Here is an 18896-nt window from a genome sequence, read left to right on the forward strand (position 1 = left end):
ATAATAGGCTTGCCTTGTTCATCAATTCCTTTTTTATCAAGTTCCAACTCTCTTTTACAAATTATTTCAATTTCAAAATCATTAGTTTCTGAAAAAGGATTGATTAATTTTTCAAGTGAATGCTTTAATTCTTTTATTGTTTTTCTGTGCCATATTTTTGTATGATAAATTTCTAAAATAGTTCCATGTCTGGAATTATCGGGAAAAGACGCTGGATAATCATTTAAACTTTTGTGAGGTACATTAATTTTAATAAAGTCTTCTTTATCGTTTTTTTCAAAGTCTTTCCAATTTACGTCTAATTGCTCGTAACTATTTGTGTTATTTGTTTTTGTGACCAATCTCAATGAAGTTCCTAATCTATCGCTCGAAAATCTACCAATTCCTTTCGCTCCAGCATAAAATCTCTTTTCTTGAATTTTATCTCTATATGATTCTCTCTTATCTTCTTCTTCAAAATTATCTTCGCTACCGTCTTTTTTTGCTGAATAAGCCAATGCTAGCCATTTATCTTTAATGTCTTTTAAGGACATTCCTTTACCGTTGTCTGCAATAATTATTCTATCATCTTCAAATGTAATAATAACCTTTCTTGCATGAGCATCATACGAATTTTTAACTAATTCAAAAACAGCTATATTATCATCGGTAATAAGGTCTTTACCAACAATACTTTTGATACCAGTTTTTACTGAAAAAAATAAATCATCCATTTATAAGTTGTTTTAGAATCAAACCACTTTGTTCACTAAATAATGGTGGAATTGCATTTCCTATTTGAGTATATCTTGGTACTTCTTGGGTTCTTAATTTTCCACCTGTGGTATATTTTCCTTGAAATTTATACCAGTCAGGAAATGATTGAATACGTGCATATTCACGAACTGTCAATATTCTTGGTTCTAGATAGTGTATGTAATCATCTGGTAACGTAGTGATAGTTGGAGTTTTATCTATACTATTCAAAGGAATAACCGTACGTTTTTTAATACTATACTTTTCTTGAATTAATTTACTGATATTTAAATTTCTTCTATCTTTCGTTTCTTCGAGTATGTTTTTAAATCTTTCAATGATTTCTGGAGAATGTTTTGGAAAACGGTGACTATCTGCAATGGTGTTATTAATCCCCTCGCGCATAAGCTTTTGATAATTTCCTTTTTCTTTTCCGTAAATTCCAGATTGAAAACTTGGAAAGTCTGGAGTTTCTTTTAATCCGTTTCCTTTGAACAAATCAGAAATTGCATCTTGTAAATTAGTTTCTACGTTTAGGCCTTTGGCTTTTAAAAAATCAAAGCGATTTTCTTTTAAAAAGTCAAAAAAGCTTTCGGCTTTTTCTTGGGAGGCTTTTTTTAATGTTTTTTTAATGCCTACAAGAATAAAACGAGTTCTTTTTTGAGGAACACCATATTCGCCAAAATTTACTAATTGCCCTTTGACATAATATCCTGCTTCATCAAGCTTTTGGGTAACTTGTGAGGAATATGCAATTCCTTTTTCTTTATTTTTCTTGAACTCCATTGTAAAGCCTTTTACATTTTCAAAGAAAATAATTTTAGGTTCAACAATTTTTACAAAATTGATATAAGAATTTATAAGGTCGTTTCGCAAATCAAACTCATTTCGCTTTCCTGCCATAGAAAAGCCTTGACAAGGCGGCCCACCAGCAATCATTGTAACTTTTCCTTTAAGTTTTTCTAAATTAGAATTGTAATTATTAAGAACTGAGTTTATTTCAAGTGCCTTTTTAGGTAACCATTGTGGCCAATCAAAATGATTTTTATTGTCAATTAAATTGTACTCTAAAGTTTTAAAAGCATCAGGACTTTTCTCAACAGCAAAAATTCCTTGCCATCCAGCTTGATGCAACCCTAGTGATAATCCGCCACAACCCGCAAAAAGATCTATGTAGGTAAATTTATTTTTCATGAAAATTTGTAAAGCATTCAAATTTATTAATAAAAAAAATATTAACCTGGATTTAATGATAAAATCTTTTACGTAAGTAAAATTTTATATGAAAAATTCTTTCAACAAAAAAAAACGCTACTCTTTCGAATAGCGTTTTTTGAAATTTGTGTGGTTATGGCTTTGTTCTTCGTGAAGACAATCGTCTGAGGAGTTGAATGCCCTAGCCCTGATTACTTCACTATACTTTTATTTCCATAGGAGTTCAGTGAATTCCATTTGAAGTGAAAATCCTTTATTTCCGCCTTTTCGGCGGATATAAAGATTGTAACGGATAGCAGGATTAAGCTCCTAAAAAAGAGTAACCGCACCGTACCTCTGTTGCTTTTATTTACTTGCAGGGATGGTCATAATCCCCATATTGTAGAGCGTAAAGGCTTGTATGTCTACGTTTTCTTGTATGGTTGCTGCTACTGATTTTCCGGCGCCGTGTCCTGCATTGATGTCTATGCGAATAAGGGTTGGGTTTGTTCCTGCTTGTTTTTCTTGCAACTCGGCAGCAAACTTAAAGCTGTGTGCCGGAACTACTCTATCATCATGATCTCCTGTAGTAACCATAGTGGCTGGGTACTGGGTTCCTGTTTTTACGTTGTGTACCGGTGAATATCCTTGAATGTAGTTGAACATTTCTTTGCTGTCCTGAGCTGTTCCGTAATCATACGCCCAACCTGCTCCTGCGGTAAAGGTATGGTAGCGCAACATGTCCATCACACCTACTGCTGGCAAGGCTACCTTCATTAATTCTGGGCGTTGTGTCATGGTAGCGCCTACTAACAAACCTCCGTTTGACCCACCACGAATGGCTAAGTATTGTGAAGAGGTGTATTTTTGTGCAATTAAATATTCGGCTGCTGCAATGAAATCATCAAATACGTTTTGCTTTTGCATTTTGGTTCCGGCATCATGCCATTTTTTTCCGTATTCGCCACCACCGCGTAAGTTGGGTACGGCATATACGCCTCCGTTTTCCATCCAGATGGCATTGGCTATGCTAAAACTTGGTGTCAAGCTCGCATTGAATCCGCCATATCCGTAAAGCATGGTTGGATTTGTCCCGTCTAGTTTTAATCCTTTTTTGTGGGTGATGATCATTGGGATTTTCGTACCGTCTTTTGAGGTATAAAACACTTGTTTAGACTCATACAGATCCGTATTGAAATCTACTTTTGGTTTTTCATATACAACAGAGGTTCCTGTTTGTGTATCTAAACTAAAAATGGAACCCGGTGTTATATAATTTGTAAACGAGAAATAAAGGTTTTTCTCTTTTTTCTTTCCGCCAAAACCGCCCGCTGTTCCTACTCCTGGCAGTTTGATTTCGCGTATCAATTTTCCTGTGTAATCATATTGTTTTACCAATGAAACAGCATCTTTCATGTAATTTGCAAAGAAATAACCGCCACCTGTTGATGGTGCTAAAACGTTCTCTGTTTCTGGAATGAAGTCTTTCCAGTTTTCTGGTTTTGGGTTTTTGATATCCACGGTAACAATGCGTTTGTTGGGCGCATTCAAATCAGTTTCTATGAATAATTTTCCGCCTTCGTTTTCAATTATGTTGTTGTCACTTTTAAAATTATCTACAATAGTTACAATAGGGCTGTTGGGTTTTGTTAAATCTTTAATGTATAACTCGTTCCCATAGGTAGAGTTTGCGGCTGATATTACAAGGTAGCGGTCGTCTTCGGTCACGCCACCGCCTACATAACGGCGTTTTTGATCGGCACCAAAGATAATTTGATCGTCTTTTTGAGCTGTGCCTAATTTATGAAAATAGAGTTTGTGCTGATCTGTTTTTGCTGATAATTCACTTCCTTTTGGTTTGTCATAACTGGAATAGTAGAACCCTTCGTTTCCTCTCCAAGACACGCCGCTGAATTTTACATCGACAATGGTGTCTTCAATAATTGTATTGGTAATGGCATCCATGATGATTACTTTTCGCCAGTCGCTTCCACCTTCTGAGATGGCATAGGCTACTTTTGAACCGTCTTTGGAAAAATCCAATCCGCCAAGTGATGTGGTTCCGTCTTTAGAAAAGGTGTTGGGATCTAAGAAAACCGTTTCGGTTCCTTTGGCATCTTTTCTATACAACACCGACTGGTTTTGCAAACCGTTGTTTTTATAGTAATACGTGAAATTCCCTTCTTTGAAAGGCGCTCCTATTTTTTCGTAATTCCACAGTTTTTCCATTCTTGCTTTTAACGCATCACGAAACGGAATTTGGTTGAGATACCCGTAGGTTACTTCGTTTTGGGCTTTGACCCAAGCACCTGTCTCGGCTGATTTATCATCTTCTAGCCAACGGTATGGATCTGGGACTTTTGCATCAAAATAAGCATCTACCGTAGTACCTTTGTTGGTCGTTGGGTATGTTATTTTTTCGTTTTTATTTTGGCCAAAAGTTGCCATTGCAGAGGTTACAGCCATTATTAAAAAGGATTTATTCATATGTTTCTATTTTTTGTTTTTCATCGGTCATATGTAATTCGCATATGATCATTGGTGCTTGCGACCCAATTACCTTCATGCTCATTTCATTAGTTATTTTTTTAGGTTGTTACAAAAATAAGGAAATAGTTAGTGTGGTAAAGGTGGAAAAGTCTTAAATAAAACTAAAAAAAACTACTCTTTCGAGTAAAGTATTTTCTACAGTTCTGTCGTTTACTTAATTTTTTTCTTTGGCTTCCTCAAAATTTTGCAATTCTATATTTACAGCTTCCAGCAGCTGTTGCTCAGTAGGCAGGTATAGTTTATATTGACTGGCTACAATATTTTTCTCGTTTTCCGGCAGCGTAAATTTTACAACGCCGTCATTTTTATTTGCACAAAGCAAAATACCAATAGTTGGATTTTCATGGGGTAGTTTTTCTACTCGATCGTAATAATTCACATACATCTGTAATTGCCCTATATCTTGATGCGTAAGTTTATCTGTTTTGATTTCGATAATGACAAAGCATTGTAATATTCGATTATAAAAAACTAAGTCTGTAAAAAATTCATCGCCATCAATGTGTATTCTTTTTTGTCTTGCGACAAATGAAAAACCATTTCCTAGTTCCAATAAAAAATCTTGCAAATGAGTAATTATAGCACTTTCTAAATCTTTTTCATAGTAAGCCGCTTCTCGTTTTAACCCCAGAAATTCAAGATACATCGGGTCTTTTATAATCTCTTTAGCATCTGAAGGCAGTTTTTCATTTTTGGCAACAGCGAGTACGCTTTCTTTATCATTGCTCATTAAAAGACGTTCGTATAAACTACTGTTGATTTGACGTTCGAGTTGTCTTGACGTCCAATTATTTTTTACGCTTTCCGCAACATAAAACTCTCTTTTATCTGTATTCTCAATTGCCAAAAGGAATTTATATTGTGTCCAACTCAATTGTGTCCGCAGTGCGGACACAATTGGAAAAGTGCGATAAAATTGGCGATACCAATTTAATTGGCGATAAGAAAAACCACTTCCATATTCTGGCTGTAATTGTTGTGAAAGAAATTTAATTAAATAAGTCCCATAATCAGCACGGTCCTTTCCGTTTTGTTCTTCCTCGAAAATACGTTGCCCAATATGCCAGTACATCAAGGTTCTTTCATTGTCAACTGCTCTAATTGCTTTGTCTTTTGAAGCTGCTATAATGGCTTTAATATCAGGAATTACAGATTGGTTTTGTAGCATCGTTATTTTGGATTATAAAAATTTAACTCGATTACACATACAATAATACGAAAAAAAGAACTGAAATAGTAACCCGTATTTTTTGCACATAAACCAAAAAAAACGCTACTCTTTCGGGTAGCGTTTTTTTGGGTATAAATTGGTTTTAACCTTATTTAACTTGAACTGGGAAAGTCACCTGAGCATCTGTGGCACCGCCTGCATTAGTGATTGATCCAGTAGCTACTCCTGCAGCGTCTTTGTTTGGTTCGTGTCTAAGTACTACTGTTAAGGTTCCAGTTGCTGGAGCTGCTGCTGTTCTTAATGAAAAAGTTAACCCAACAGGTTTTCCGTTTTTGTCCGCATCTGTATACGTGAAAACTCCTATTGTAGTAGGCGCTTGATAGAACAATTGGTGCTCATAACCCTCTTCTTTAACCTCGGCAGTGATGTTATCTACTGGCGTAACCGACTCATTTAAGAAAGTGGTACTTCCTGTATAAGTAGTATTCACAAGTAAATCGCCTGATACGGTTACAACGGGTGCATTTGGCCCAACCCCATCAAGATCTTTTGAGGTTAATGTTACCGTTTGATTTCCAGCCACAAGTGTTGTAGTCACTGTAGTTATTAATTCTTCCTCATTTACTGCAATAGGATCATCTTTTTCACAAGATGTAAAAGAAAAAAGAGCTATTAATGCTACTGCTGCGAATTTTGAATTTTTCATGATTTGTTATTTTTTTTAATTTTTTAATAATTGAATTTTAATTGAATTTGGAAGTTTCTACCCATCTCGTCAGCAAAAAAACGCTGTCTGTTTAAGTAGTCCCTGTACGTGGTGTTTGTTATATTTTGAACAGAAAACGCTAAGGTTGTCTGGGTTTTACCAATACTTTTGAACTTAATTTCGGAGTAAAAATGAAACAATTGAAAACCATCTGGCGGTGTACTGATATCTACCTGAACCGGAAACAACTCATTGTTTACAATAATATTTGTTTCAAAATTATTATTAGGAAATCTGTTCTGCCTTAGGAGTGCTTCATACTTTAGCTCCAGTTTTAGGTTCATCCAACTTGGTTTTGAAAACTGCACTTTTTGAGTCATGGCAAATGGCGGAATGTCTATCAAGGCTTCTCTATTTGAGATGTCTTTGCCGTTTACATAAGACATTGTAAAATCATGTTGCCAGTTGTTGTTTATTTTCCAATGGGTTTGCACATCAAGACCTGCTAATTGCGCATTAGTTTGCTGGTAATCCCACACTGGAAACGCACCACGAATGGTATTCTCAAAACCCACTGGACGCAAGAACATAAAATTACGAATGTAATTGATATACGGGTTTACCTCAACAGAAAAAGCAGTCCATTTTTTTTGGAGCGTTGTAGAAAACTTAGTAGATTGTTCTTTTCTTAATGCTAAGTCTCCTATCTCTATAACTCCAGTAGAATGATGCAAACCATCACTAAAAAACTCCGATGGGTTTGGATTTCTTGTAGCCAAACTAACATTGGCATACCAATTTAAATCTTTATCAAATTCTTTGTGAAATCCCACACTACTTGATAGGTTGTGAAAAGCAAAGCTGGGCTTTACGAGCCATTTATCTCCATCTTCGCCAGTTATAAAACGTGAAAACTGCGATTGATAACCACGTTCATTCCATCTTGATTTTAAATAAAACTTGGCAGCATCTACTTGAGAATAATCATACCGAAGTCCTGCATCAAAGACTAAACTTTCAGAAACGTCATAGGTTGCAATGCCGTATGTTCCCCAATCTATTTTGTTGTATGTTGGGATCAAAGGGTTAACATTTGTAGTGACTATATTCGCAAAATTATTTTGAAATGCAGCTACCGTTCCCGTCTTTAATGTCCAGTCATGCAGTACTTTTTTATAATCAACATTAATGGCATGAGTTGCTAACTCAAGATCAAGTGCTGGTTTGTTTTTATTTTCGCCTCTGCGTAAATCAAATTCGAACCTTTTGTTAAACTGAAAAGAATACTGTACCCCCAATGAAGCCGTTTCATTGAAAAAATAGTTATAATTCAGCTTTGCCAAGTGATGTTGTACTTCTTGCTTAGGATTTTTAATAGAATAGGTAAAATCATTGACCAAAGCAGGAACTTTATTCGTTATTGCGTTGTACAAATCATTAACATTACCAATGTGTGAAGCGCTCAAAATCCCAATAGTAGTATTGTAATAGCTATAAAAACCAGCAAAGTCATACTTTTTACCTGTGAATTTTAAATCTCCAGAGAAATTTGCTTCCCTATTTCCTGTATTAGATAATACATAATCTGGAGCTTCTCTATCACCAGCATATTTAAATGTTCCTAATACGTTCCAACTCCATCCCTTTTCGTTCCCTTTGTGCAAACTAGAACTAATAGAACCACCTCTACCGTTTGAGGCTAGATTCACTATTGATTTCCCATAAAGCGTGTCTTTTTTTACCTGAATAGGCTCAATAATAACTAAGCCACCCACGGCATCACCACCATATTGCAAGCCCGATGCACCCTTGATTACCGTAATTTTTCCCGCAGCATTCACGTCAAAATTAGGAGCGTGTTCTGTTCCCCATTCTTGATCTTGCAAACGTACGTTGTTATTAATTAGAGGAACGCGACTCCCAAACAATCCGTTAATCATTGGTTTTACAACATTACTTCCTGTTTTTAAACTTGAAACACCCGCTACCTCTTTAAGTAAATCTCCTAATGTTTGATTGCTATATTTTTCAATAGTTTCTGTTTTAATTTTTTGTTCCAATAAGGATTTATTGAGCGTATTTATTTTTTGCCTCACAATCACTTCTTGAAGGTCATCGGCTTTTTCTTTTAAAACAAAATCAAATACTTGGTCACCCGATAAAGTAACAAGCGTATCCACAGATTGAAAACCTATGTAAGAAACAAATATTCTTTGGCTACCCAAAGGCAGTTTTTTAATGACATAATTACCCGCAGCATCTGAGGATACTGTCTTTTTACCAATATGTATGTGACTTCCAGAAAGTGGTATTCCAGCTGTAGTAGTTATTTTTCCGCGTACTGTGCTTTGCGCAAAACCAATGGTGCAAAACAAAGAGATACAGAAAAACAGAAAGTTTTTTGTGTGCATTTTTATTGTTCAAAATATATAAACATCCCTTGCATTTCCAAGATATGAAAATGCTATTGTTGTGTGTACTAATTTTAAACTAAAGGGGGAGCTCTAAGCCCGAAAAGGCTTCCTTTAAAATAGGAAATAGATACAAAAGACTCTGCATCTATTGTGTTTTTAAAGTTGTCAAAATGAAAAGTGTCAAGAGATAAAAAATCTTGCGAAATAAAACCGCTTAATTTATAATCACACACACCACACAATTCAAAACTGTGGTGCTGGTGTGTAATTTCTGGACCTTCTCCTTTTTCATGAACACATTCTACATGAGCAAGTTGTTGTGCTATATGCTCATACTTGTGCAACGATTGAAACAGCATGGATACCAATACTGAAATCGTAAAAAGCAAACGCAATATAGAAAGTTTCTTTTTCATGAATCGCAAATATAGCAATCCTTCACTAAAAAATCCATTTGTTTCAAAAAATTTACATTTTTAAAAACAAATGGATTATAAAGTTTTGCACGTTTCAAAAAGTGCTTAGTAAAATACGTAACAGGATTATACCAAATTATTAGCAACTAAATATTCAGCAATTTGAACGGTATTTGTAGCAGCTCCTTTACGCAAGTTATCTGCAACAATCCACATATTTAAAGTGTTTTCTTGACTTTCATCTCGACGAATTCTACCCACAAAAACAGCGTCTTTCCCTTCGGCATAAAGTGGCATTGGATAAGTAAAAGCATCAATGTTATCTTGAAGAACAACTCCATCAGTGTGGTGTAAAATAGATCTCACCTCACTCACATCAAAGTCGTTTGTGAACTCCACATTCACAGCCTCACTATGTCCGCCTACAACAGGAACACGGACCGCAGTAGCTGTTACAGCAATTGTTCTATCATCTAATATTTTTTGTGTTTCGCGAACCAATTTCATCTCTTCTTTGGTATAACCGTTTTCCTCAAAAGAGTCACATTGTGGAATCGCATTGCGGTGAATAGGATACTTATAGGCCATTTCACCTTGAATGCCTGCATACTCGTTCTCTAATTGTTGTACTGCCTTAACTCCTGTTCCGGTGATCGATTGGTAAGTAGAAACAATCACACGTTTGATATTGTATTTACGGTGCAATGGCGCTAATACCAAGACCATTTGAATAGTCGAACAGTTTGGATTGGCGATAATTTTATCATCAGCCGTAAGTTGACCCGCATTAATCTCTGGAACAATAAGTTTTTTGGTAGGATCCATTCTCCAGGCCGAAGAGTTGTCAATAACCGTAGTTCCGGCCGCAGCAAATTTTGGAGCCCACTCCAAAGAAGTTTCTCCTCCAGCTGAAAATAAAGCAATATCTGCTTTCATGTCAACAGCAGTTTGCAAGCCCACAACAGTATATTTTTGGCCTTTAAAATCAATCTCTTTCCCTACAGAACGTTCTGATGCTACTGGAATTAATTCTGTTACTGGAAAGTTTCTTTCAGCTAAAACTTTCAACATGATCTCGCCTACCATTCCTGTGGCTCCTACAACTGCTATTTTCATCGTATGTGTTTTTTCTAGGTTTACATTTGAAAAACAAAAGTAATTAATATTGAAAACATTTCAATACCGTTCACAAAAAATAACAAAATGTTACAAAACAAACTTTTTATTAAACATGCTCCATTTGGCTTATGCCAAAACACAAATGCAGAAGCAAATTTAAACAAAGAAAAACCGCCATTATTACGTGGCGGTTTAGTTAGAATATATAATGTAGCGGAAATTACTTTTTTAATAAATCTCTAATTTGAGTTAACAACTCTTCTTGAGTAGGACCAGCAGGAGCAGCTACAACTTCTTCTTTCTTTTTAGCTTTTTCAGCAGCTCTTAACACTACAAAAATAAAGAAAGCAATAATTACAAAATTAATAATTGCTTGTACTAAATTACCATACGTAATTACGGCAGCACCAGCAGCTTTTGCAGCAGCTAAATCTGGATAAGAATTCCCGTTTAAAGCTACAAATTTTTGTGTAAAATCTATTCCGCCCGTTACTAAACCAACTATTGGCATAATTACGTCATCAACAGCAGATCCAACAATTTTACCAAAAGCACCACCCATTACTACAGCAGTAGCAAGACTTAGTACATCACCTTTCATCAAAGAAGCTTTGAAATCACTAAAAAATCCCATAATAATTTAAATTTAAGTTAATATTTGTTTGTGACTACGAACTTAAATAAATTTTTAATGCAAATAAGCAGAAAATTAACAAAATTATAACTATTCTCTATAAAAGACACGTTTTACCCGTTGAGATACATTCGTTAATATTTCATACGGTATCGTATTGAGTTTTTCTGCAATTTCATTCACTCTGAGCTGCTCTCCAAAAAGCACCACTACATCTCCTTCTTTACAATCAATTCCAGTCACATCAACCATCAACATATCCATGCACACACTACCCACAATGGCCGCTTTAGTATTGCGCACTAGTACATGACCTACACCATTGCCCAATCCTCGTGAAATTCCATCTGCGTAACCAATAGGTATCGTGGCAATTACTGTGTTTTTTGAAGCTACAAATCGCCTGCCATACCCTACGCTTTCTCCTGTTTTAATAGTACGTAATTGTGAAATTATGGATTTAAGTGTCCCTACATTTTCAAGTTTAAGTTGTTCTTCACTATCATTTGAAACTCCATACAAACCAATTCCTAACCGAACCATATCATATTGAGCATCTTGAAAATTACTAATTCCAGAAGTGTTCAAGATGTGTCGCAATGGAACATTCGGCAATTTAGCCATCAGTTTTGAAGATAGTTGCTCAAAAAGTGTTATTTGTGATCGAGCAAAATCATGTTGAGAAGGATCATCACTGGTTGCTAAATGTGATAAAATACTTTTGACCTGCACTGTTTTGTTTCCTTGCAAAGCCAAAATCAATTCGTCTATTGTAGCCGCTTCAAAACCCAATCGATGCATTCCAGTATCCATCTTAATGTGAATGGGGAAATTCTCCAATCCTTTTTGGTTGGCAATTTTTAAAAAGGCATAAAGTCCTTTTAGACTGTAAATTTCTGGTTCTAATTTATGTTTGATAATTGCTGAAAAACTGGTGCTTTCTGGATTAAGAACCATAATAGGAACTTTAATACCGCCTTTTTTCAATGCTATTCCCTCATCTGCAAAGGCCACACCTAGGTAGTTTACTTTATTAAATTCTAACAATTTTGCAATTTCAAGACCGCCATTACCATATCCAAAAGCCTTGACCATTACCATAATTTTTACATTTGGCTTAAGCTTAGCTTTGAAAAAATTTAGGTTGTGCGTGATGGCATTCAAATTGATTTCTAAAACAGTTTCATGTGTTTTCTCCTCGAGTAAATACACTATTTCTTCAAATTGAAATGCTCTAGCTCCTTTTATTAAAATGGTTTCATTATAAAAATCTAGTTGTGCTATATCGGCAATAAACTCGGCTGTAGTTTTGTAAAAAAGAGCATTGATAAACTTATCTTGAAATCTACTAATAGTTTCACCAATAGCGATTACCCGATCAATATTATTGACTTTGATGAGATGCGAAACTTTATCATACAACTCCTCAAGAGACAAACCGCTTTGAAAAATATCCGATAAAATCAAAGTCTTTTTCTTAGACTGTTTTTGATTTTCAAGAAAGTCCAATGCAATTTTCAATGACTGGAAATCACTACTATAACTATCATCAATAATATTGCAGTTGTTGATGCCATTTTTTAATTTCAATCGCATTTCAACAGGATATAATTGCGCTGTACGCTCCTGAATAGTATTGACCTCAACATGTAAAAACAACAAAACTAAAATACAAGAAATGGCATTTTCAATTGAAGCTTCATCAAAAAAAGGAATTTTGACATCAAAAACCACTTCTCCGTAATGAATGTGTAAAATAGTATTGGAATCCTTCACTTCTTTAGTAACAAGTACGGTTGCTAAGGGGTCTGAAAAACTCCAAGAGAATCTTTGTAAGTCTGGCTGTAAGTGCTCTTCAACAGTTTCTTTTTTATTATAAATTAGTACATCAGCATTTTGAAACAATAATAGTTTCTCTTTAATTTTTTCAGTTGTATTGGTAAATCCTTCGTCATGTGCAGTACCTATATTGGTGAGCACTCCTATGGTAGGCTTGATGATTTTTTCTAAATTTTTCATTTCGCCACGAGTTGAAATACCTGCCTCAAAAATACCTAAATTGTGCTTTTCATTGATTGCCATTACAGACAAAGGCACGCCAACTTGTGAGTTATAACTTTTTGGACTTCGAATAATATTATAATCTGGGGCCAATAAAAAATTGAGCCATTCTTTAACAATAGTCTTTCCGTTGCTACCGGTTAACCCAATAACTGGAATTTGAAAAAGCGCTCTGTAATATGCAGCAAATTCTTGTAAGGCCGTCATCGTATTAGAAACAACATAAAAATTAGCTTTTCCTTCGCAGTCTTTTGGGATAAAAGTGACAACAAAGTTTTGAACTCCCGATACAATAAGATCATCTATGTAGTCATGCGCGTCATGCTGCACGCCAACCAAAGCAAAAAAAAGCGTTTGAACTCCGTTTTGTAACGATCGACTATCAATAGAAACCGCATCTAAGTCATCATTATCAAAATCGCCATGACGCACGGATTGAATTGTTTGCAAACTTGCTAGAATTTTTTGACTCATAGTTCTCCTTATTATCTTGCTTAAAATTGCAATTAAGCATTAATTTTTATCAAAAATACACAAAAATAATACGCTCTTTCTAGGATAAAGCTTCTAGAATTCAAAAAACAAGTAGCAAAAGAAAAAGGGTATTTTTTACACTTATAAGATTCATTATATTTGTTTTCAAAAAAAAACTGTCTTGAAAAAAATTCTTCCTGTTTTCTCTTATATCTTTCACCCTGTTTTTATACCAACTATAGCAGCTTTACTATATATGTGGTATAGTGGAAACACGTTTCAGTTTCAAGAAAAATTATTTGTGCTCTTTCAAGTGGCTTTATTAACCTTGTGTATTCCTATTTTGGGATTTTTCATCCTAAAGGTTTCTGGACAAATTGATTCTGTAATGGTTTATAAAATTGCACAACGAAAGATTCCGTTATTATTGCATTGTTTTTTAATTATTTTGCTAGTCAAAAACACAATCGTGATTAATCGTTATCCTGAATTGCATTTCTTTTTAATTGGCGGGCTTTTTAGTAGTTTAATGGCATTACTCTTGCTTTTTATGAACATTAAAGCAAGCTTACACCTACTAAGCATAAGCTCTTTGACTGTTTTTATTATAGGTTTAAGTATGCATTTGCAATTGCAAAATACAATTACCGTTGCATTACTCATTTTATTGAACGGACTTATAGCATCGTCCCGATTGGTAATGAACGCGCACACTTATAAAGAACTCGTTATTGGTTTTGCATTAGGCGCTGTACCGCAATTATTTTTATTGTTTTTGTGGTTATAAAATATAAAATATAACTCCCAAATTAAACGCTCTCATGTTTACAGAAGCACCATTTAATGTTGCTTTTTGAAACAAAGGATTTAAACCATAATACATATATAAATTTACAGTGTTGTAGCCTGCAGCAAGATACGTCCCGTACTGAAGTGCATTAAAATCAGCATTGTTTTGAACTACAATACGCTCTTGACTTCCGTTAAAAAGGGAACGATCATACAACAAATAACTAAATTTTAAACCCGTATAAATGCGCCAAAACTTATGACTTTCATAATTAGATGTGCGCCATCTTAATTCTATAGGCACATCCACTGACAGTTGAGAAAACTTGTTTTTATCTACACTTACATCGGCAGGAATGAGTTGGTAATCCACAACACCATTTTGCTCCTTCACTATAAGATTTTGATTGAAATTGTTATATGTAAATCCTAGTCCTGTGGCTATGGCCCAAGTTCTATTAGCATTAATAGGCATGTCTCTTACAAACCCCAACGATACACCCGAAGAAAATTTATTTTGAGACACTCCTGTAGGTGTGTTTACCAATGAGTTGTATGATAAAGCAAAATAAAACTGATCTTCTCTGTATAACGAATCTACCTTAACAATTGCCTTTTCCTCAAGAACTTGATTCTCTTGACCAAAAGCAGACATACTAATAAAAATACATCCCACAAGAAAGCTGTTTCTATATTTTTTTAGAACTTTCATCATTCTATCCTACTTAATTTAATGGATTATACATTTTACATTGCACTAGAACATTATTAACAAAGATAGTATTTCCTAGGTATGAAGGACACAATTGTTGCTGTTTAAAATAATTTGCAACATATTCTCGTTGCAACTCTATTGTATATAAAAAAACACCTAAGTTTACATTTGATACTGTTAATTTAAATATTGTAAATCTAAAATGTTGCTTGATAAATGACTGAACGCGGATTTAGTGAGTCGCGTTGCAAACGTTATGGCTTTTTTATAGGTATGTAGCCAATAGTTGAAAACGAGAACAGGTGGGAAGTATTTGTAAGCCAGATCGAATTTTTTTTGAAAAAAAAATGATAATCAGAAAATAGCCTTCAATAAAAAAAGCCATAAACAATTTTATTTAAAAAATTATTTATGGCTTAAAAGGAAAGAGAAAAATAGAACTTCTTAACTCTTAGTAATCGTTTTTTCTAAATTTACGGTTGCACCTTCCTCAAAAACGGTAGTCGCAAAAAACCATTCTGCTTTTACATCTGATGCAGAGAAGGTAGCTTTCAAATACCCTCTTTTTGACAAATTAGAATATTCTAAATCATCAATTAATAAATTTAAAGCTTGTTCAAATTGTGCTAATTGAGTTCCACCTAATCCCAAATAAGTTTCTAAACCTGGGGAAGTAACAGATGAAGTTGCTAGTTCTAAACCTACCACTTTATTTGATGATGATTTTAATTCCCCTTGCCATGCATTGTGCGTATCTCCTGCTAATGTAACCATCTTTTTTCCGTTCAAAAGAGCAAATAACTTTTCTCTTTCTACTGGATAACCATCCCAAGCATCTAAATTATAAGGTAAAACAGTAGACAATCGCAATTTATCAGCTGCACTTACGGTAGGATCATTCGCTAATATTCTTGATTTTATGGTCACTAAACCTCCTACTGATGCTTGAAACGCTTGCAAAGTAGCTGGTTGTGCGCTTCCCAGCGCATCAATTTCGCCATTAATTTGAGCCATTAGCATTAAAAGTTCTGACGGAAGCATCATTTTAGTCATTAAAACCTGTTGACCAAGTACCTGCCATTTTGAAGTACTCGATGCAATTTTAGACCCCAACCAGCCTAGTTGTTCTGCACCTAAAAGCTGCCTACTTGGATTTAACAAATCAGTTTGAAAAGCAGTTGCATTAAAAGAACCGTTAGAAGAAAAGTAAGTAGCATATTCTAATTGCTTATCTCGTGCAATAACGCGAGTGTCTAGCATATACAAAGAGAGTAAATTTCCAAAATGGAAATCTCTATATATTCGGCTATCATTTCCTGTTTTAAGCGGAATATACTCGCTGTACGCTTTTAGAGCTGCTAATTTCCTTGCTGAGAAGTCCCCTTCATTTGGTTGATGATTTTGTGCTCCATCTTTATAGGTGTCATTGGTGATTTCATGATCATCCCAAACCGCAATAAAAGGTTTCTTTTGATGTGCTAATTTTAACTTTTCATCTTTTCTATATTGCTTATAACGTGCTCTATAGTCATCTAAAGTAATAATTTCTTTAGCAGGAACATGCGTTCTACCTAAACTACTTGTATATTGATTTGTACCATATTCACCAGCACCATATTCATAAATATAATCCCCTAAATGTACAATTACATCAACATCTGATTTTGCCATAGCTTCGTAAACATTAAAAAGTCCAGCCGCAAAATTAGCACAGGAACAAACTGCCATTCTTACCTGCGAAATAGTATCAGATGAGGAAGGCAAAGTAATCGTTTCCCCTATTACCGAAACTTCTTTGGTCATCACGTTATAAAATCTATAATAAAAAGATTTGTTCGAAGGCAATCCTTGCACATCAACAGCTATTGTAAAATCTCGAGTTTCATCTGTCACTACCTTTCCTTGTCTTAAAACTTGACTAAATTTAGCATCAGTACTGATTTCCCAAGATAAATTAACGCTTCCACTTTTACTGGCAGTGTATCGAGTCCAAAGAATAATACTCGTAGCAGTTGGATCAAAACTGGCAACCCCTTCATTAAAATTAGATAGTTTTAAATCAGTCGGTGCTTGATTGATTGGTTCATCATCTTTAGAACAACTAATAAAATTGGGAGCTAATAAAACTCCTCCTGAAAACAACAAAGAGTTTTTAAGAAAATCACGACGGCTAAAATTGGATTTCATGGTGTAGTTTTGTAAAATTTTAACAAATATACCGATGCTATGCAAGCATAGTATTTGCTAATCTTTAACAATATATTACCAATAGTTGACGCTAATGTTACCAACATTAACAAAATATAAATTAATTAAAACATCTTTTAAGAAAAGTACAAAGTCTTTTGACTTTATAAACCGAGATCTCACTGCGCGCAATCGGGATCAAAAACAACAAAAAAAGATCTCATTAAAACCTACTCCCGTTTTGTGTTTGTACCACAAATTCTTTTTTGTTGATAAGATATTATGACATTCAACTCTTAATTTCTTACATTTAGCCTTCAAACGCTTTAGTAAAGCATCATTACATATCAGTACCTAAAAAAAATGATAACAGCATTTAAAATACCACGATTTTAAAACTGTTATTAATTGGACGATGTTTTAAATAAAGAAATTTAACCCGCCCAAAAATGGCTCAAAGACCGCAAGGAAAGAGAATTGTCCTTTGAGGAAATCTACATTATAAGAGGATTATTATGGCGTTACATGAGACCGATAGGATTATGAAAGAAATTGATAAGATTGAGATATAATTGTTAAAAATGGAAAAAGAAAGACTTTTTGAGTTAATAAGGAGAGAGGAAGTGTTGCTATTTGCCGGCGCAGGCTTTTCCATGTATGCTGGATATCCTTCAGGTAAGGAATTAGCTAAAAAAATGCATAACAAGCTCACTCCTAATCAACAGGATGAAATTGAACTAACATCTAATTTACTGCAAGTAACTGAAGATATCTATAATCTTAAAAACGGTAGTAAAAACTTCCTAATAGAGATTTTAAAGAAAGAGTTTCATAAAGAGCCCAGTAATACTGAAACACATGACATACTTGCTAAAATACCACAAATAAAAACTGTGATAACTACCAATTATGACGACCTTTTTGAAAGAACAAACAAAAATTTAGAGGTAATTCGACGAAGTTCAGATTATTCTATTATCGATTCAAAAAAGCAATTATTATTTAAAATACATGGTGATCTATCGGACACAAAAAACATTATTCTTACGAACTCTGATTATAATAATTTTTTCATTGAAAATAAAGTAGAGACCGTTTTTTGGACCGCTGTAAAAGATCGATTAGCATCAAACCATATTTTATTTGTCGGTTACTCTTTAGAAGATTCCAATATTATGGTGATGTTCAATAAAATTTTACGTGAATTGGGTGATCATGGCAAAGAACTTTTCTTCGTATCACCATCTATTTATTTACCTAAGAGGAAATTTTTAGAAATGTCTAAAATTAATTATATCGAAAGTACAGGTGAAGACTTGATTAAAGAGATATACGAAGATTTAAAATTAAATTACATTCCAGGCCTATCTAAAGGTGATGGAACCGCAGACACAGCCATTAATTTTGGACAATTAAACAAGATTGACTTACAAATTAGTAAACGCAATGATACGTTATATATTGGCAAATTTTCTTCATTAAAAGGTATAGGGAAAACTGAAATGAAATTTAATCTTGAATTACCTGATGATAAAAGAGAGAGGATATTAAAGGCTTTAAATGGGAACAGTTTTGATGATTTCATTTTAGATTCAGAAATAATTAGAGAATTTAGTCATTTTTTTAATGGTATTAGACTTGCAAATGAAGAAAATATTACAAAGTTCCACTTAAGAAAGCGTCCAAACATAGAAGGAATATTCGATTTTATTTTTGAAGACGGTTTTGAAC

Annotated in this window: 15 protein-coding genes; 3 read left to right on the forward strand and 12 right to left on the reverse strand. The window is 34.3% G+C overall.

Annotated elements, in window-relative coordinates; all coding sequences use genetic code 11:
• From FPG59_RS06895 to FPG59_RS06930, 8 genes are all read right to left on the reverse strand, one after another.
• On the reverse strand, nt 1-713 hold a 713-nt coding region (locus FPG59_RS06895), incomplete at its 3' end, for an ATP-binding protein (protein WP_176330705.1).
• A complete protein-coding gene (locus FPG59_RS06900) occupies nt 706-1929 on the reverse strand; it encodes a DNA cytosine methyltransferase (protein ID WP_086453889.1) in 1224 nt (407 codons plus the stop codon). The genes FPG59_RS06895 and FPG59_RS06900, both read right to left, overlap by 8 nt.
• 366 nt (nt 1930-2295) lie before the next feature.
• Entirely contained in the window at nt 2296-4395 is a 2100-nt protein-coding gene (locus FPG59_RS06905) for a prolyl oligopeptidase family protein (protein ID WP_303393803.1), read from the reverse strand.
• 238 nt (nt 4396-4633) lie between these two features.
• Nucleotides 4634-5647 (reverse strand): YhcG family protein, encoded by a 1014-nt coding sequence (locus tag FPG59_RS06910; protein WP_086453891.1) that lies wholly within the window; start codon nt 5645-5647, stop codon nt 4634-4636.
• Nucleotides 5648-5798: 151 nt separating this feature from the next.
• Entirely contained in the window at nt 5799-6356 is a 558-nt protein-coding gene (locus FPG59_RS06915; RefSeq protein WP_086453892.1) for a type 1 periplasmic binding fold superfamily protein, read from the reverse strand.
• Nucleotides 6357-6379: 23 nt separating this feature from the next.
• A complete protein-coding gene (locus tag FPG59_RS06920; RefSeq protein WP_086453893.1) occupies nt 6380-8767 on the reverse strand; it encodes a TonB-dependent receptor in 2388 nt (795 codons plus the stop codon).
• Nucleotides 8768-8841: 74 nt separating this feature from the next.
• Nucleotides 8842-9186: a hypothetical protein gene (locus tag FPG59_RS06925; RefSeq protein WP_140344602.1), complete on the reverse strand. Its 345-nt coding sequence runs from the start codon at nt 9184-9186 to the stop codon at nt 8842-8844.
• Between the two features lie 126 nt (nt 9187-9312).
• Nucleotides 9313-10302, reverse strand: a complete 990-nt coding sequence (locus FPG59_RS06930; protein WP_086453895.1) for an aspartate-semialdehyde dehydrogenase — start codon at nt 10300-10302, stop codon at nt 9313-9315.
• A gap of 87 nt (nt 10303-10389) precedes the next feature.
• On the opposite strand from FPG59_RS06930, the gene FPG59_RS16540 reads away from it, so the two are divergent.
• On the forward strand, nt 10390-10548 hold the full coding sequence (locus tag FPG59_RS16540) for a hypothetical protein (RefSeq protein ID WP_176330706.1): 159 nt from the start codon (nt 10390-10392) through the stop codon (nt 10546-10548).
• Here FPG59_RS16540 and mscL read toward each other — a convergent pair.
• Both mscL and FPG59_RS06940 read right to left on the reverse strand, forming a co-directional pair.
• Complete coding sequence (mscL, locus tag FPG59_RS06935; RefSeq protein ID WP_086453896.1) at nt 10526-10939, reverse strand: large conductance mechanosensitive channel protein MscL; 414 nt, start codon at nt 10937-10939, stop codon at nt 10526-10528. The genes FPG59_RS16540 and mscL overlap by 23 nt on opposite strands.
• A 90-nt stretch (nt 10940-11029) precedes the next feature.
• On the reverse strand, nt 11030-13474 hold the full coding sequence (locus tag FPG59_RS06940; protein WP_086453897.1) for a bifunctional UDP-N-acetylmuramoyl-tripeptide:D-alanyl-D-alanine ligase/alanine racemase: 2445 nt from the start codon (nt 13472-13474) through the stop codon (nt 11030-11032).
• Between the two features lie 181 nt (nt 13475-13655).
• Here FPG59_RS06940 and FPG59_RS06945 point away from each other — a divergent pair, with 181 nt between their 5' ends.
• Entirely contained in the window at nt 13656-14261 is a 606-nt protein-coding gene (locus FPG59_RS06945) for a hypothetical protein (RefSeq protein WP_086453898.1), read from the forward strand.
• On the opposite strand, the gene FPG59_RS06950 is transcribed toward FPG59_RS06945, so the two are convergent.
• Complete coding sequence (locus tag FPG59_RS06950; protein WP_254906660.1) at nt 14256-14978, reverse strand: porin family protein; 723 nt, start codon at nt 14976-14978, stop codon at nt 14256-14258. The genes FPG59_RS06945 and FPG59_RS06950 overlap by 6 nt on opposite strands.
• A gap of 444 nt (nt 14979-15422) precedes the next feature.
• Nucleotides 15423-17165, reverse strand: a complete 1743-nt coding sequence (locus FPG59_RS06955) for an alkaline phosphatase (RefSeq protein ID WP_086453900.1) — start codon at nt 17163-17165, stop codon at nt 15423-15425.
• Between the two features lie 581 nt (nt 17166-17746).
• On the opposite strand from FPG59_RS06955, the gene FPG59_RS06960 reads away from it, so the two are divergent.
• Nucleotides 17747-18896, forward strand: a 1150-nt coding sequence (locus FPG59_RS06960) for an SIR2 family protein (RefSeq protein ID WP_140344603.1), incomplete at its 3' end; no start/stop codon positions are given.

Source organism: Flavobacterium sp. FPG59, from assembly GCF_002150205.1.
In the GTDB taxonomy this organism is placed as follows: Bacteria; Bacteroidota; Bacteroidia; order Flavobacteriales; family Flavobacteriaceae; genus Flavobacterium.

What these genes read in the sequence shown, in the direction of transcription:
- FPG59_RS06930 (WP_086453895.1), bottom strand. Translation starts at nt 10,302, where the DNA reads ATGAAAATAGCAGTTGTAGGAGCCACAGGAATGGTAGGCGAGATCATG.
- FPG59_RS16540 (WP_176330706.1), top strand. Translation starts at nt 10,390, where the DNA reads ATGTTACAAAACAAACTTTTTATTAAACATGCTCCATTTGGCTTATGC.
- FPG59_RS06915 (WP_086453892.1), bottom strand. Translation starts at nt 6,356, where the DNA reads ATGAAAAATTCAAAATTCGCAGCAGTAGCATTAATAGCTCTTTTTTCT.
- FPG59_RS06910 (WP_086453891.1), bottom strand. Translation starts at nt 5,647, where the DNA reads ATGCTACAAAACCAATCTGTAATTCCTGATATTAAAGCCATTATAGCA.
- mscL (WP_086453896.1), bottom strand. Translation starts at nt 10,939, where the DNA reads ATGGGATTTTTTAGTGATTTCAAAGCTTCTTTGATGAAAGGTGATGTA.
- FPG59_RS06955 (WP_086453900.1), bottom strand. Translation starts at nt 17,165, where the DNA reads ATGAAATCCAATTTTAGCCGTCGTGATTTTCTTAAAAACTCTTTGTTG.
- FPG59_RS06905 (WP_303393803.1), bottom strand. Translation starts at nt 4,395, where the DNA reads ATGGCTGTAACCTCTGCAATGGCAACTTTTGGCCAAAATAAAAACGAA.
- FPG59_RS06950 (WP_254906660.1), bottom strand. Translation starts at nt 14,978, where the DNA reads ATGATGAAAGTTCTAAAAAAATATAGAAACAGCTTTCTTGTGGGATGT.
- FPG59_RS06920 (WP_086453893.1), bottom strand. Translation starts at nt 8,767, where the DNA reads ATGCACACAAAAAACTTTCTGTTTTTCTGTATCTCTTTGTTTTGCACC.
- FPG59_RS06925 (WP_140344602.1), bottom strand. Translation starts at nt 9,186, where the DNA reads ATGAAAAAGAAACTTTCTATATTGCGTTTGCTTTTTACGATTTCAGTA.
- FPG59_RS06940 (WP_086453897.1), bottom strand. Translation starts at nt 13,474, where the DNA reads ATGAGTCAAAAAATTCTAGCAAGTTTGCAAACAATTCAATCCGTGCGT.
- FPG59_RS06900 (WP_086453889.1), bottom strand. Translation starts at nt 1,929, where the DNA reads ATGAAAAATAAATTTACCTACATAGATCTTTTTGCGGGTTGTGGCGGA.